Here is a 14,189-nt window from a genome sequence, read left to right as displayed (position 1 = left end):
GTGGAAGTGAGACGTTTTTTCCCACACAGTAGGGGAAACCATGCGGATACTCGTAGTTGAAGATCAGGCAAAAATGGCCAACTTCCTTAAAAAAGGCCTTAACGAAGTCGGCTACGCTGTTGATATTGCCGAAAGCGGTACATCTGCCGAGTCTTACATGGCTCAAGGCGACTACGACCTGGTCATTCTGGATGTTATGCTTCCGGATCAGAATGGCATCGATACGGCCCGGCACTTCCGCCGCGATGGATTTACTGGCCCGATTCTGATGGTTACAGCTCTTTCCACCACCAAAGACAAAGTGAACGGCCTTGATGCTGGCGCCGATGACTACCTGACCAAACCCTACTCTTTTGATGAACTTCATGCCCGAGTGCGCGCTTTGCTTCGCCGTAAAGGCTCGACAAGTGGCGCTATCACGAACGTTTTAAAATACGCCGACCTGGAACTTGATCTTTTACAACGCAAAGTCCGTCGTTCCGGCCAGGATATCTCGTTGACGACCAAGGAGTTTGCGCTGCTTGAGTACTTCATGCGCCACCCGGAACGCCCATTGGGTCGCGTTTCGATTGCAGAGCACGTCTGGGACATTCACTTTGATTCCGAATCCAATGTGATCGATGTCTATATCAATCTTTTGCGCAAAAAAATTGATGCCCCCTTCAACAAAAGACTTCTTCATACCGTAGTGGGGACCGGCTATGTTCTTAAAGAGTCTCCGTAACCTATTTGCGAAACTCAGCATTCGCGTTCGCCTGTCCCTGTTTTTTGTCGTGTTTTTTGGCGCCACGACGATTCTGTTCAACATGGTCATTTTTAAAATGTCGATCGATAACCTTCAGCAGGATTTCGACGACGCCCTTTTCAATTATTCCGTGGACGTTTCCGAGGGTGTGGAGATCGGGGTTAAAGGCGATCTGAACTTTCCACCGCTAAGACTGGATCATGGAAAAATCCTGCCGTTCCCACTGGGAACAGCATTGATTCAAGTACGTCACAGCTCGGGCGCGGTATTGGCTCGCGTGGGAAACTTTGGAGAATTCAATCCCCCGTACAAAAAAGATTTCGAACGAATCTGGGCCGGCGAAGAGGCCACTTATCGCACCATTGAACATATTCATGACATCCCATCGGCAGAGGCGGATTCTTATCGCCTGATCTCGTTTCCTCTGGATAACGTCACGAACCCACAACTTTTACTTCAAATTGCCGTCCCGATGACCTTGCTGGAAACCCAAATCAGCAAACGTCTGACACTTCTGGAAATCGGTATTCCCGTGGTGCTTTTGATTGCCACCTTGGGGGGATTGTTTTTGTCTTCCCGTGCTTTGGCGCCTGTGATTCACATGATTGATATCGCCAAGGAAATCAAAGCCAGCGAACTGACCCGCCGGGTTCCCGTGCCCGTCGCTGACGACGAAGTCAAAAAACTGGCTCTCACACTGAATGAAATGCTGGATCGGATCGAACAGGCCTTTCAATCCCAGGAACGCTTTATTGCAGATGCTTCTCATCAGCTTCTGACTCCTCTCACGATCATGCGCCAGGAAATCGAACTCTTGAAAACGCAAAACAAGATCGATCTGGAGCAATACACCAAAAGTGCGTTGCAGGAAGTGGACAGTCTTGCAAACATTGTTCAGGAAATGTTGCTGCTGGCGCGCGCAGATGCAGGCCTTGATGCCTTAAGTCTGCAGGAAATTTCCTTGGAAGAATTGGTTTTTGAAGCCCTCACCCGCTGCGAGAAGCTGGCCAGCTCAAAAGGCATCAAACTTAAATTTAATATCAACAACGAATCCGATGCAGATCGCAAAACCGTTCGTGGCGACAATGATCTTCTTGAGAATTTGGTTTTCAATATTATTGAGAATGCGATCAAGTATTCACCCAACAATGATGTCGTGACCATCACCCTGATTTGGAAGAACGCGAAAACAGAACTTGTGGTCGAAGACAATGGCGCGGGAATTCCTGACGAAAAATTGCCATTTATATTTGAAAGATTCTCGCGAGGCGCGTCCGTGGAAAACCGCGTAAAAGGCTTTGGTCTAGGTCTGGCCATCGCACAAAAGATCGCCAATTTACACGACGCCAAGCTAAGTGCCCGCAATCACCCAGAAAAAAATGGCGCGATATTTTCATTTGAAATTAAAAACTTTTAATATGCTTTTAATCACAGATTTAACTCTGTTTGCTAGTCTATTTTTGTTTCCAATATCGGAAAACAAAAAGAACCTTTGGAGGTTTCAATGAAATTCGCAACTATCTTGATGTCTGTTGTATTCGCTGGTGTTATCGCTCAAGCTAACCAAACTGCTCCTGCTGCTGCAGCTCCAGCTGCTCCTGCAGAAACTACTGCTGCTGCTCCAGCTGCTGAAACTAAAGCTGAAGTAAAAGCTGAGAAAAAAGCTGCTAAAAAACACGGCAAAAAAGCTGTAAAAACTGAAGAGAAAAAAGAAGAAGCTGCTCACTAGTCTGAGTACTTCGAGCTTTGCTCCAAGTAAAAAAGGAACCCCTCGGGGTTCCTTTTTTTTTGCCTAAATTCTAAAGCATCCAAAGACAGACTATCGCAACCGCCGTTGGAGCCAACGCTGCGATTAACAGATTCAATGGCTTGATGCCGCCTGGGAACTTGTGACTTAGCACCGAGTAACCTGCAGCATTCGGAGCATTCGCGATGATCGTCAAACCACCCCCGGCCAAAGCCCCCGCAACTAACGCATACTTACTGGCATCAGATAAATCCACTTGTGATCCCAGATAAGTTAACGCGGCATTATCGGTGATTGCTGTCAGCAATGTAGCGCCTTTGAAAAGCACAATGTCGTTCATTCTACCCAGGAGTGGCGCCAACCACCATTTTTGGAAAGCACCAAATTGAATGATCCCGCCAAGGAACAATGAAACCAAAAGACTTTCCTTCAAACGAAGTGAATCCTGATAACGAGTGGTCACTGCTGCGACCCCCAAGAACAAAAGGAAAATCCCAAGGAAGGCATTTTGATGATGTCCTGTCACCACGATGCCCGCAAGGAATGCCAAATGGATCAAAGTCACCTGCCAAGGAATTGACTTCTGCCCACCCGCCATTCTGTTTTCAACATCGCGCAGAGTGATACAATTCGCTTTAAAATCATTCTTGAAAATCAGAACCAAACCGATCGCATTGATCACCACAGCAATTGCCGACTTCCAGCCAAGGTGAGTGAATACATAATTAAAGTCCCAGCCCCATTTGGATGCGACCATCAAGATCGGAGGCGCCGCAAAAGGAGTCAAAGCCCCACCGATAGAAACGTTCACGAACAAAACTGCAATCAATGCATAGATCAATTTGCTGGATTCTTTTTGCAACATCGCATTTAGCATGAACGCTGTCACAGTCATCGCCGCAGGCTCGGTGATAAAGCTTCCCGCCAAAGGACCCATGATCAAGACCACTGCAAGATCCGTTGTCACGGCCGGTGTTTTCAGAATCTTTTGAATCCACGTGCTTAATTCAAGAATGGCCTGACGGGCAATTGTTAAAATCGGACGTGTTGAGCACACCACCATGATCGCAAAAATAAAGAACGGTTCGGTGAAATTCAGGGAATTCTGATAGGTGATCGCTGGCGTCCAACCTTCCATGGCAATATAAACCACCATGAACATACTGGCCCAAATCGCAAAAACCGCTTCAATCTCTCCCAGCAAATGCAAAACACCGCTGGTCATGGAGCCTTTGGGAAACTTGTGAGACCAATGCAATATTTTACCCACCATAAAGGTGTGAATCACTGCCAACGCAAAAAATATCGTTCCGATGAGTTCTAGATTTGTATATGTCATGAGTAGAATCCTACTCACAAAACCAGGGCGTGTCTAAAAAAAGCGGACACGCGTTGCCGATTTTCAGTGGCACAAATTGGCGTTATCCGCCATAAGTCGCTTTTGCGTCTGAAGCTCGCTGACTGTGTATTGAAATTGCTTTGGATCACAATGATTTTGTTGAACCAAATTTTCGACAATTTGCTTTTCCGGCGGCGTCAAACCCAGATCCCAGATCAATTTCACTTTCAACCACTGCGCCAGATACTGACAAGAGTACGCGCGATTGGGTGGCATGTATCTTTCTGGAGTGTTATCGCTTTTTCTCATGTTCTCAGGCCCGTCTGTTGCCAGAAGCTGAAAGTTATTACCCATGAAATTTGCATATAAACAGCGTTTTGAATAATTCCACTTATGTGCGCCGCTGACGTAGGCATTTTTCAACGGCACAAAGTGATCAATTTGAATCTCCGAAGCTTGCGTCACCGTTTTGCCAGTATAAGGCTCGGCCCATTGCCCGCTGACCACGGAACAACCACTGGAATTCATAGTCACCGGAATACTGGAATCCCGCGCTAAAACCAAGCCCCGTGTGTTTAAACACGAATTATCATGGCTTGGATAAATCCAACCACCAAAATGACTTTTACGATTGTAGGGCTGCCCCACATTTCCATAATCTTCATTGTGATGATCAAAGTGTAAAAGCGAAATGACAGCGGCCTTGATCTCTCCGATCACAGCAGAGGAATCAAACAGCTCCTGAGCCGCAACCCATGGATCTATTCTGTTTTCAGGTGCTTCGTGATGGTTCGTGGGTGATTGAGTGGAAACAGTGTAGTATTCGTCAAATCGTGGGTTATTTCCGTTTATATCTTCATAATCCGAAATCTCGGCATGAACATTTAACGCGCAGATCGATACAAGTGCTCCGGCAAGAAGCTTTCTGATCATCTAACGGCCCCCTCGAAAAGACATCCCTGTCTTGTATTATTTTGCTTATACAGATATTAAAGAAGGACCAAAGACCTAATGCAAGGATATAAGTGTTAGGATTCGGTCAGCCGTGGAAACTTAGAAAAGAAATTATGTTACGAGCAGGGCGATTTCGCCATCGTCTATTGGACGAAACATTTTTGCAAAACAACACACAGCAAGCGATCACTGCTCTTGCGCCGTTTATTTCGCTGTGGCGTAACAAACATCTCAGCGATGTTGAAATGGTGTGCACTTACCTTTTAGTTTTTTGCTTTTTACGACGTCCACAGGATTTTTTAGGCGGACTGCACAATCTCCCCTTACCCAACACTCCCCGTTCAGGTATTTCCGGTCACAAAGTGATCTCGGTGCTTCGCGACTCTTTGCCGGCTCACTTGGCAGGAGCCAAAAGTTTAAGCCACCTCGATACCGAAGCAAATTTTGTCGATGCATATTGTGCGCGCAGCTGGAGATCGATTCCTTTTTCAGTTCAAAGAACGGTAAACTCGTGGCAAACGGGCCACTATAATTTGAATTTAACCACGGAAATCCCTTCCGCGTTCGATGTTCTTAAAATGCAAGCCTTGGGACAGCGTTGTGTCAGCATGCTGATTCAGCCCCATGAAATCGACTCCTTCGTGGAAGACGGACGGGATGTTTTGGGGTTTATTGTTCATGATCTGATACATGCGGATCATTTCTTTCATGACCCGATCCGCGCCACGGCACAAGTGCATTTCTGCAAAAACCTTTTGCATGTTCTAAGCCTGCAGCAGATCAATGACATGCTCTCGGAAGATGATCTGTTCAAGAACGAATTTCATTATCTTATGTCCGACATGAATTCTGTGCCCTTGCACTTGTTAAAAACACTAAAAGCCGTGCTTTTGGGGTTCTACAAACGCAAAACCTCTGAGGACATGAAGCAAAATCTGCCACCCGGCCTGGAAGCAGATTTCAAAGACTGTTTCCAAAATGTTTTGACCAGCTGGAGTTTCACGGCAGAGGAATGGGCCGCCGCGGAACGACTGAATACCTCCGAATACCAACACCCCTCTGACAGCGTCCTGTTAGATAAGGCTTTAAGCAAAAATCATTCGCTAACTGAAAACTATTTGGTACGCTGTTAATCATGAAACTTCAGGATTTATTGGATAGAGCCGAGACACTTAGGCGTTACAAGGCTGGACAGACTATATTTGAAGCTGGCAGCGAGCCACTCGGGCTTTATAAAATCAACACCGGGCTTATCAAACTGGATTCATCCTCTTCCAGTGGTTCCGCTCATACCTTGCGATTGATCGGACCCGGTGGACTTGTCGGTTACCGCGCCCTGTTTGCTGGCGAAAACTACTATGCTTCGGCGATTGCGGTTGAAGACACTGTTCTTTCCTTTATTCCGAAGGTTGAAATTCTGGCACTTTTCCGCAATCACCCGGAAGCGGCCATGCAGTTTTTGGAATACCTCTCCCGTGACTTGCGTTTGGCTGAGGCCAAATGGACCGGTCAGATGGATAAAGACGCCGCCGCCCGAGTTGCCGATGCTATTTTGTTTTTACAAGACAATTTCCCGCAACAGAATTGGACCAGAAAAGAAATCGCACAATGGGCTGGGACCACTCCCGAAACAGTGATTCGCACTCTGGCGAATTTTGAAAAAGAAGGCATCGTGGATCAATCCACGGGCCGCTCCATTCAGATCAAAAACCGCCAACTACTTTTGGCAAAAGCCGAAGAAGAATAGTCCCTCTCTTTTCTTTTCTAAATTTCCACGACGCAATAATTACGCCCAAGGTTGTTAAGGTCCGGTGTCTATCGTCAGCTATTGACACTTTCAACCAGCTTTTTCTTGAAGACTCTAAAACAGGAGGTTTAGCCTGTTTGCAGGTTACAAGTCCCAATATCTATTACAGGAGGAATTATGTCGTCCCTTTGCACTAAGGTGATTATATCATCTGCCTTTGTTATCGGAATTATCGGATGTGCCAGCAAACCACCAAGTTACTCAGCTATACCTGATACCTCAGATCCAATGGTTGAAATTTCACAAACTGAACAACTTCTAAATGAAGCCCGTTCAAAGCAAATGGACGTCCTTTCCCCTGACAACTTCAAAAATGCGGAGAAAGCTCTAGCGAAAGCCAAAGAAGGCATCGCAGACAAAGACAAAGCTTCAGATATCCTGGAACAGGTTTCTTACTCCAGAGGCTGGCTGCAAGAAGGAACCACAAAGTCTGACATTGCACGCAAGTCCATCGGACCGATTGTGGATGCACGTTCAGGCGCCTTGGCTGCCAATGCACCTGAAATGTACCCAAAAGAATGGAAAAAACTGGAAAGCAAACTTGAAAACATGACTTCCGATATTGAAAAAGGAAGTTTGAAGGCCGCCGACAAACGAGGCTCTGATCTCGTGGCATCCTATCGTCAGTTGGAACGCGATTCTGTGGAAAAGCGTTACCTGGGCGGTGCGAAGAGCACAATTGAAGCTGCTGAAAAAGACAAGGCCTCTGAAAAGGCTCCCCGCTCATTGGGCCTGGCACGAGGACAATACAACGAGACCATGAAACTCATTGCAGCTGATCCTCGCAATACCACGGGCATTACGCGTTCAGCGTCCAATGCAACCAAAGCCTCAGATCACCTGGCTGAAGTGATGGTTAAAGTAAATGCCGGAAATACTGAGGCACTGGTGTTGCAAACTGAAAAACAACAACGTCAAATTTCCAGCTTGCGCACAGAGACGTCCACTCAATCCCGCGAACTCACAGCCGCTGAAAAACAATTGCAATCGGCACGCTCCACAGAAGCCGCAGCAGCAACAGCGACCAGAATCCGCAGTGAGTTGAACGCCAAGGATGCCGAAGTCTTCGCACAAGACGGCAAAGTCACAGTACGCCTGAAAGGCTTGAACTTCCCTTCCGGCAGCGCAAACCTTTCGGCCAGCAACAAAGCATTGCTAACCAAAGTTGAATCAGTTTTGGAGGAAATCCCAACATCCAAAATTGAAGTTCAAGGTCATACAGATTCCACAGGTAGCAACGACGTCAACATGCGCATCTCCGAGAAACGCGCTCAAGCCGTGCAAAAACAATTGATCGCCAACGGAACGCCAGCTACCGGAGTTGACGCTATTGGGTTGGGTGATGAAAAACCTATCGGCAGCAACAACACTGCTGCAGGTCGTGCACAAAACCGTCGTATCGACTTGGTTATCGAACCTAAAATTCAGGAGTAGACATCATGGTTACACCGGGAAATGCTTGGCAGGATTTAAAAAGAGAGCTCATGGAAAAATGGCATGAGCTTACTGAAAGTGAGTTGGAAAGCACTCGGGGTAACTCCAACAGGATTGTCGATCTTTTGGAGAAAAAGGTCGGAATGCGCATTGAGGATGCCAGCGAGAGATTTGCAGAAATTGCCTCGCGCTACCACCTTTATGATGAACCCGAAGAGACGACACCAACTCCCGATAAGGAAAAAGAGGAACGGATCATGGAGCTATCCCCTAAGGATCCGGACACTCGTCCCGACATAACTCCTAAACATTAAAGTCTACAGGGTCCCGTCTTGAAGGCGGGACTCGCCAGAGCGATTCACAGTGACAAACGAACAGGGAATGGAATTCAGAATCTGCATTTGCCCTTGAACCTTTTTGATCAATTGAAGCATGTCATTCTTTTTTTCCTGCTTTTTTACGAAAATCATCAATCCATCTTCTTTGAGTTGTTCAAATATACCCTGAGGTAACTCAAAGGAACCGGCTGTGAAGATCACGCGGTCATAAGGTGCCTCAGCTTGGTACCCTTCAAACCCATCACCCGTTAGGACTTTGACGTTGGTGATACGCATCTGATCCAAAATGCCACGAGCACGATCAGCCACCTCGGGAATAATTTCCGTGCTGACGACTTTACCTTCCGGTCCCACGATATAAGAAATCAAAGCGGTATTCCAACCGGAGCCTGCTCCCAGTTCAAAAACTTTTTGGCCAGGTGCCAGCTGAAGCATATCAAGAATTCGCATCACGAAGCTGGGTTGAGAAATCGTGGAAACGAAGGTTCCCTTTTTATACAGCAGCAAAGGAATATCCTCGTAAGCTTCTTGCAATGTATATTCTGGTACAAACAAGTGTCTTGGGTGTCGGTAGTAAGCCTCAACAACCTGTTCAGACAATGGCAGAGATCTTTTTAGCAGCAAATCCTGATATTGTTCCATCCTTAGATCCTTATTTCCCTTGCGCGCCCTATTGAGCAAGTGCACTCTTTACTCATGACACTTACACAACTTGAATACATTTTAGCTGTTGGTGATACCGGGAGTTTTAGCCAAGCGGCTGTTCAGTGTCACGTTACACAACCTACACTTAGCATGCAGATTCAAAAGCTAGAAGACGAACTCAATGTCATTTTGTTTGACCGCACAAAACAACCCGTGCGTCCTACTCAGGTGGGAGAGTTGGTACTGCAACAAGCAAGAATTGTAGTTCAAAGTTCGCAGCATCTTCGCGAGATCGTCGCTGAAAACAAAGGCGCTATCAGTGGAACTTTGCGCATCGGCATAATACCCACATTGGCTCCCTATTTACTGCCGCTGTTTCTGAATAAATTCATGAGTAAATTCCCAGATGTGCATCTGGTGATCGACGAGATGGAAACGCAGCTACTTGTGGAGAAAATTCGCAACAACTCCCTGGACATAGGAATCGCGGTAACGCCCATTGATGATATCAATATCGCCTCGAAAGTGCTTTTCTATGAACCGTTCACAGCGTACTTCTCTCCTCAGCATCCTTTGTTACAAAAAAAACATGTCGACGAATCAGATCTGTCCTTAAATGAAATGTTATTGCTCAGCGAAGGACATTGTTTTCGGGAACAAAGCCTGGGGCTTTGCAAAAACAGAAAAAATGAAAACGTGACCACGAATTTTTCCTTTGAAGGCGGCAGCCTGGAAACTTTGAAAAAGCTCGTTGACCAAGGCGACGGTTTTACCCTGCTTCCCTTGCTCGCGACTGATGATGTGCGTGACAAGAAGCGCTTAAAGCCATTCACTGCACCCATTCCCACTCGGGAAGTCAGCCTGCTGCATGGCCCTCACTTTCAGCGCAAAGCGCTTTTGAAGGCACTGATCGAAACCATCATCACAGCGTTGCCGAAAGATGTTCCTCTACAAAAATCAAAGCAGCAGTTCAAGGTCGACAATCCTTTAGGCCATCGCAGCTAGTGCCACACAACACATAGTTTTAGCCTATATACGCCATAGCAAAAGAAGATTTTTCATTTAGCTTTCAAAGGCCTATCCTATGGACGTCACCTGGTTTTGCCCTAGGAGGAAATTATGAAATACGGAGCACAAAAAGAAACTTCAGCCGGCACAGTTCATACCTTCAATAAAGCCACTGCGAAAGGCTCACAGAAGGATTCAGATAAAAGCACCCAAACCGGCACGGTGGGTGAATTGAAGAAAACTCTGGCTGATCTTTATCTACTACAACTAAAAACCCAAAACTTTCATTGGAATGTTGAGGGTCCTTTGTTCTTTTCACTGCATAAACTATTCGAAAAACAATACGAACAAATTGCCGAGTATGTGGATCGCTCCGCAGAAGTGTTGCGCGCCATGAAGTCGCCAGCGCCCGGCAGTTTTCAAGCCTTTAAAAAATTAGCTGATGTGGAAGAGTGCACTGATGAAAAACTCAGTGCTACAAAAATGATCGATATACTAACAGCCGATCACACCACACTTGCAGAGCTCTACAAAGCCCGCCTTGAAACAGCGGAGCAAGAAGAGGAAACCAGTGCTGTGACTCTGTACGAAGACTTGATCAGCTTCCACGAAAAAGCAGCTTGGATGATTCGCAGTCATCTCTCCTAGGTTTGCTGCTTTTAAAAACACAAAAGGCACCCATAAGGTGCCTTTTGTGTTTTTAAAACTTCCATTTTCGATTTTCGCCGATGCCGTCTTAATTAAGACTTAAACCACCAGCTCAATAATTGCGCGGAACCCATGATTCCCCGCCATCGCGCCCAGTATATTTCTTAAGGACGAAATATTCTTACCCTGAGCCCCAATCAACTTACCGCGATACTCTTGCGGAAGGTCGACTTTGTATATCGTAGTTTTCTCCCCGCAAGAAAAAGTGACTTCCACATTCTCTTTACAAGAAGTCATTTCTTTAACTACCGTTGCCATGATGGATCCAATACGTTGACGTGCTTCGTTCAATTGTTGCTCGACTGTCACAAATACTCCCTTAAGTCCCGATACAAAATGAATTGTACTTAAATTTTGTCACTCCGCAACTGGAAGAAAACTTTCCTAGCCCAGAACTTGTTTCACAACATTCGTTGTGTAAACGCGAGTCAAACTCGGGGATATACAAGAATTTGACTAGTCACAGTTTACCGCATTTCTGCCCTATTCAATTCAACAAAAAACACGAGTTCGTCTTTTCTTTTTACCGAATATTGTCTTGAATCGAGACTCCAACATAAATAGGAGGATTCAATTAATGAAAAAGCTTACTCAACTGGCTGTCATTGCAGCACTCGTGACTCCAGCCATTTCCATGGCGACTACACCTCAGGAACTTACAGTATCTATGGTGGATACAATCATCTACAAGAAGCCTGAAGCACCGGCCTCCTGTAAAGCCGTAAAGGCGACTGAAGAGCAACAGATGGCACTTCGTGACGCCTTCCTGGAGTTCAATGACCAACGCAAAGCCATGCGCACCGACCTTAGAAAGTCATTGTCAGATATGAAAAAGACATTCAGCAGCGCGACTTCAACTAAAGAAGACGGAGCCGCAGCACAGGCTGATGTGGGCTCAAAAGCCATCGCAATGGGTAAATTGATGGGTGACTTCCAGATGAAGGTCTTCTTTGACATTCTGAATCCAGAACAACGTGACCCGGCAATGAAATGCCTGGACGATTTGAGACCATAGACATTATCCAATCAAAAGAGGAGCCAAGGTCCGACTTGGTTTCTCTTTTCACAATTGTCTCGAAGTGAGACAAAGGTCCAGCTCCACACTCACTCCATAATCCTGCTGCAAAATGGAACTTAATGGTACGGGTATATTTTGATACCTTAGAGAGTGATTATGGCTGTACAAATTTTTCTTCTTGAAGATGACCCTATACTGGGCAAAGCAATTCAAATGCAGCTTGAGCTTGATCAATTTCAAGTTCATTGGGCCAAATCATTGGCAGCTGGTCGTGAGATTTTCAAAACTCAACCGGGCATCGATTTATTTTTGCTGGACGTAAATCTTCCGGATGGAAATGGCTATGAGTTCTGTGAATGGTTGCGTAGTGAAGGCATTCAAACTCCGATCATGTTCCTTACTGCTCGCACGGACGAGGAAAGTGTCGTTCGTGGATTTGAGCATGGTGCCAACGATTACATCCGTAAACCATTCGGCCAAAAAGAAATCATGGTACGGATCAAGAATCAACTCAATGACCGCAAGCCCACTTTGGATTTGTTGCGTTTTGCTGGCTTAACCCTGATTAAAAATCAGCAGGTTCTAAAAACCGAAGACGGCCTGGTGAATCTAAATCGTCGTGAGTTTGAGATCCTGCGCGTATTCTTTGAAAATCCCGAAACAATTATCTCCCGGGAAAAGCTGATCGCCAGTTTGTCATCGGGAGAGGAACTCTTTGACCGTACCGTTGACTCCCATATCAGCCACATTCGTTCCAAACTTACCAAGAACGGTATTCAGAATGTGAAAATCAACTCCGTCTATGGACAAGGTTACCGTCTGGAGAAATTGGCATGATCACCCGCTCCTTGTTTGGTAGAAACTATTTTATCTTTGTTTCAATCATCATCGTTTTTATCTTTATGGCATTTGGCTCCACATGGCTGGTTTCCTATTTGGACAAACCCTCCCAGGTCCAATTTGTGCGACCTCCCAACCATTTGTTCCGCAACGTTTATCAACAACTGGATAACGACCCCCTGGTTGCTTTTAGAAAGCTTCAGGATAGCAACACTTCGGATAACTTTTTGCGTTTTGATATCGTCGATAGAACTGGAAAAAGCCTGGTCAACGGAGAAGTTGTTTTACCCCGAGCTTTGAATGATTCAGATCTTAAGACCATGTCCCAGGATAAATCCGTTCGCTTCGGCGAGTCCAATTTTGGACCTCCCAAAATTGAAGTCGCAAAAACGAAGTTTGCCGATGTCTACTTCGTCCATCGTTTTCGTCCGCCGCCTGGTTTCGGTGCTCCTATGGGCGACCAACCACCTCCTCCGGGTGGACCGGGCGGTCCTGGTGACTTTAGAGGACCACATCCTGGTGAAATGGGACCTCCTCCACCGCACAAAGGTGCTCCTCCTCCGCCACCAAACATGGGTCGGAAAAATCCCCTCTTCATCACAATTGGCTTTTTGATTGTGTTTACTTTGATCTCGGTGGGTGTGGCTTTGCTTTACCAATTCTCCCGCTATCGCGATCGCGCCAACGAAGCCTTCCATGTTCTGAATGAACTTCGTCATGGCAATCTGTCAGCACGTATGCCCACAAAAAAATTGGAGGAATTGGGACCACTGGTTCAAGCCTTCAATCAAATGGCCGGCGATGTGGAAAGCATGGTTGAAAGTTTACGCAAGGCCGATCAGGCCCGCCGTCAACTTCTGCAGGATCTCGCACACGACTTGCGCACTCCCCTGGCCTCTTTGCAGACCTTTCTGGAAACGCTGGAGGTCGGCGAAGGTCGACTTGCGCCTGAGAAACGTCAGGAAATTGTTTCCTTGTGTTTTTCGGAAGTGGAATACTTTGGAAAACTGGTTGAGGATTTGTTGTTCCTGGCACAAATCACCGAACCAAAATATTCAGCAGGCACCGAGGAGATCAACTTACTGGAACGCGTACAGGACCAGGTGACGGTCTTTAAGAACCGTTATCCAAATTTGAAATTCAAAATCGAAAGCACCTTGGATGCCTCCAAGGCAAACGTCATGGGTTCATCAAAGCTGGTGGACCGCCTGCTAAGAAATGCGTTTGAAAACTCCTCCTCCTTTGCCAAGGGAGAGGTGCATATTAGTATCACCAACGGTGGCCCCAAACTGAATCTTTCCATCACGGATGACGGACCTGGATTTTCGGAGTCTTCACTCAAAGAATTTGGTCACAAAAAAGCCAGCCGCAGTTTATCAGATGGTTCGTCAGGCAAACGAATCTCTGTCGGCATTGGCTCCGTGATCATGCGAGAAATCATTCAGCTTCACGGTGGCGAACTGAAAGCGGAAAACCTTGTCCTGTCCCCGAATGAGAGTCACATTTCGGGTGGACGTGTTTCATTTTGGTTTCCTAAATCCTAGTCCACAGTCTTTAAACACTTGCCCGCTACCTTAGTGATATACAAAGGCGGGCATTATGTTCT

16 protein-coding genes are annotated in these 14,189 nt (G+C 46.3%); 12 read left to right on the top strand and 4 right to left on the bottom strand.

Annotated features, from left to right (window positions below; genetic code table 11):
- The first annotated feature begins 40 nt into the window (after positions 1-40).
- From AAAA73_RS03710 to AAAA73_RS03700, 3 genes are all read left to right on the top strand, one after another.
- A complete protein-coding gene (locus AAAA73_RS03710; protein WP_340596822.1) occupies positions 41-724 on the top strand; it encodes a response regulator transcription factor in 684 nt (227 codons plus the stop codon).
- Positions 702-2,162 (top strand): sensor histidine kinase, encoded by a 1,461-nt coding sequence (locus tag AAAA73_RS03705; RefSeq protein ID WP_340596821.1) that lies wholly within the window; start codon positions 702-704, stop codon positions 2,160-2,162. Before AAAA73_RS03710 ends, AAAA73_RS03705 begins: the two co-directional genes overlap by 23 nt.
- An 87-nt stretch (positions 2,163-2,249) precedes the next feature.
- A complete protein-coding gene (locus AAAA73_RS03700) occupies positions 2,250-2,474 on the top strand; it encodes a hypothetical protein (RefSeq protein WP_340596820.1) in 225 nt (74 codons plus the stop codon).
- Between the two features lie 70 nt (positions 2,475-2,544).
- Here AAAA73_RS03700 and AAAA73_RS03695 read toward each other — a convergent pair whose 3' ends face one another.
- Positions 2,545-3,831, bottom strand: coding sequence for a putative Na+/H+ antiporter (locus AAAA73_RS03695; RefSeq protein WP_340596819.1), 1,287 nt, complete (start codon positions 3,829-3,831; stop codon positions 2,545-2,547).
- 63 nt (positions 3,832-3,894) lie between these two features.
- Positions 3,895-4,764 (bottom strand): HNH endonuclease family protein, encoded by an 870-nt coding sequence (locus AAAA73_RS03690; protein WP_340596818.1) that lies wholly within the window; start codon positions 4,762-4,764, stop codon positions 3,895-3,897.
- A gap of 134 nt (positions 4,765-4,898) precedes the next feature.
- On the opposite strand from AAAA73_RS03690, the gene AAAA73_RS03685 reads away from it, so the two are divergent.
- From AAAA73_RS03685 to AAAA73_RS03670, 4 genes are all read left to right on the top strand, one after another.
- Entirely contained in the window at positions 4,899-5,918 is a 1,020-nt protein-coding gene (locus AAAA73_RS03685) for a hypothetical protein (RefSeq protein WP_340596817.1), read from the top strand.
- A 2-nt stretch (positions 5,919-5,920) separates the two neighbouring features.
- Positions 5,921-6,532, top strand: a complete 612-nt coding sequence (locus tag AAAA73_RS03680) for a Crp/Fnr family transcriptional regulator (protein WP_340596816.1) — start codon at positions 5,921-5,923, stop codon at positions 6,530-6,532.
- A gap of 177 nt (positions 6,533-6,709) precedes the next feature.
- Complete coding sequence (locus AAAA73_RS03675; protein WP_340596815.1) at positions 6,710-8,026, top strand: OmpA family protein; 1,317 nt, start codon at positions 6,710-6,712, stop codon at positions 8,024-8,026.
- 5 nt (positions 8,027-8,031) lie between these two features.
- Positions 8,032-8,340 carry a transcriptional regulator gene (locus tag AAAA73_RS03670; RefSeq protein WP_340596814.1) on the top strand — a complete coding sequence of 103 codons (309 nt, stop codon included), beginning with the start codon at positions 8,032-8,034 and terminating at the stop codon, positions 8,338-8,340.
- A gap of 3 nt (positions 8,341-8,343) precedes the next feature.
- Here AAAA73_RS03670 and AAAA73_RS03665 read toward each other — a convergent pair whose 3' ends face one another.
- Entirely contained in the window at positions 8,344-9,006 is a 663-nt protein-coding gene (locus AAAA73_RS03665) for a protein-L-isoaspartate O-methyltransferase family protein (protein ID WP_340596813.1), read from the bottom strand.
- 54 nt (positions 9,007-9,060) lie between these two features.
- Between AAAA73_RS03665 and AAAA73_RS03660 the strand changes: the two genes are divergently transcribed.
- Positions 9,061-10,014, top strand: coding sequence for a hydrogen peroxide-inducible genes activator (locus tag AAAA73_RS03660; protein ID WP_340596812.1), 954 nt, complete (start codon positions 9,061-9,063; stop codon positions 10,012-10,014).
- Between the two features lie 114 nt (positions 10,015-10,128).
- Positions 10,129-10,665, top strand: a complete 537-nt coding sequence (locus tag AAAA73_RS03655) for a Dps family protein (RefSeq protein ID WP_340596811.1) — start codon at positions 10,129-10,131, stop codon at positions 10,663-10,665.
- A 99-nt stretch (positions 10,666-10,764) separates the two neighbouring features.
- Here the strand turns inward: AAAA73_RS03655 and AAAA73_RS03650 are convergent, their stop codons facing one another.
- Complete coding sequence (locus AAAA73_RS03650) at positions 10,765-11,034, bottom strand: KH domain-containing protein (protein ID WP_340596810.1); 270 nt, start codon at positions 11,032-11,034, stop codon at positions 10,765-10,767.
- Between the two features lie 268 nt (positions 11,035-11,302).
- Between AAAA73_RS03650 and AAAA73_RS03645 the strand changes: the two genes are divergently transcribed.
- The 3 genes from AAAA73_RS03645 (at position 11,303) to AAAA73_RS03635 (ending at position 14,127) form a co-directional block, all read left to right on the top strand.
- A complete protein-coding gene (locus tag AAAA73_RS03645) occupies positions 11,303-11,740 on the top strand; it encodes a hypothetical protein (protein WP_340596809.1) in 438 nt (145 codons plus the stop codon).
- A 159-nt stretch (positions 11,741-11,899) separates the two neighbouring features.
- The gene (locus tag AAAA73_RS03640) at positions 11,900-12,580 is read left to right on the top strand and encodes a response regulator transcription factor (RefSeq protein WP_340596808.1); all 681 of its coding nucleotides are present in this window, start codon (positions 11,900-11,902) and stop codon (positions 12,578-12,580) included.
- Positions 12,577-14,127 carry a sensor histidine kinase gene (locus tag AAAA73_RS03635; RefSeq protein ID WP_340596807.1) on the top strand — a complete coding sequence of 517 codons (1,551 nt, stop codon included), beginning with the start codon at positions 12,577-12,579 and terminating at the stop codon, positions 14,125-14,127. Before AAAA73_RS03640 ends, AAAA73_RS03635 begins: the two co-directional genes overlap by 4 nt.
- Positions 14,128-14,189 lie beyond the last annotated feature (62 nt).

It is taken from the genome of Bdellovibrio sp. GT3, assembly GCF_037996765.1.
GTDB lineage: Bacteria > Bdellovibrionota > Bdellovibrionia > Bdellovibrionales > Bdellovibrionaceae > Bdellovibrio.
Note: the sequence above shows the minus strand (reverse complement) of the source record. Positions and strands in the feature narration are given on the sequence as shown.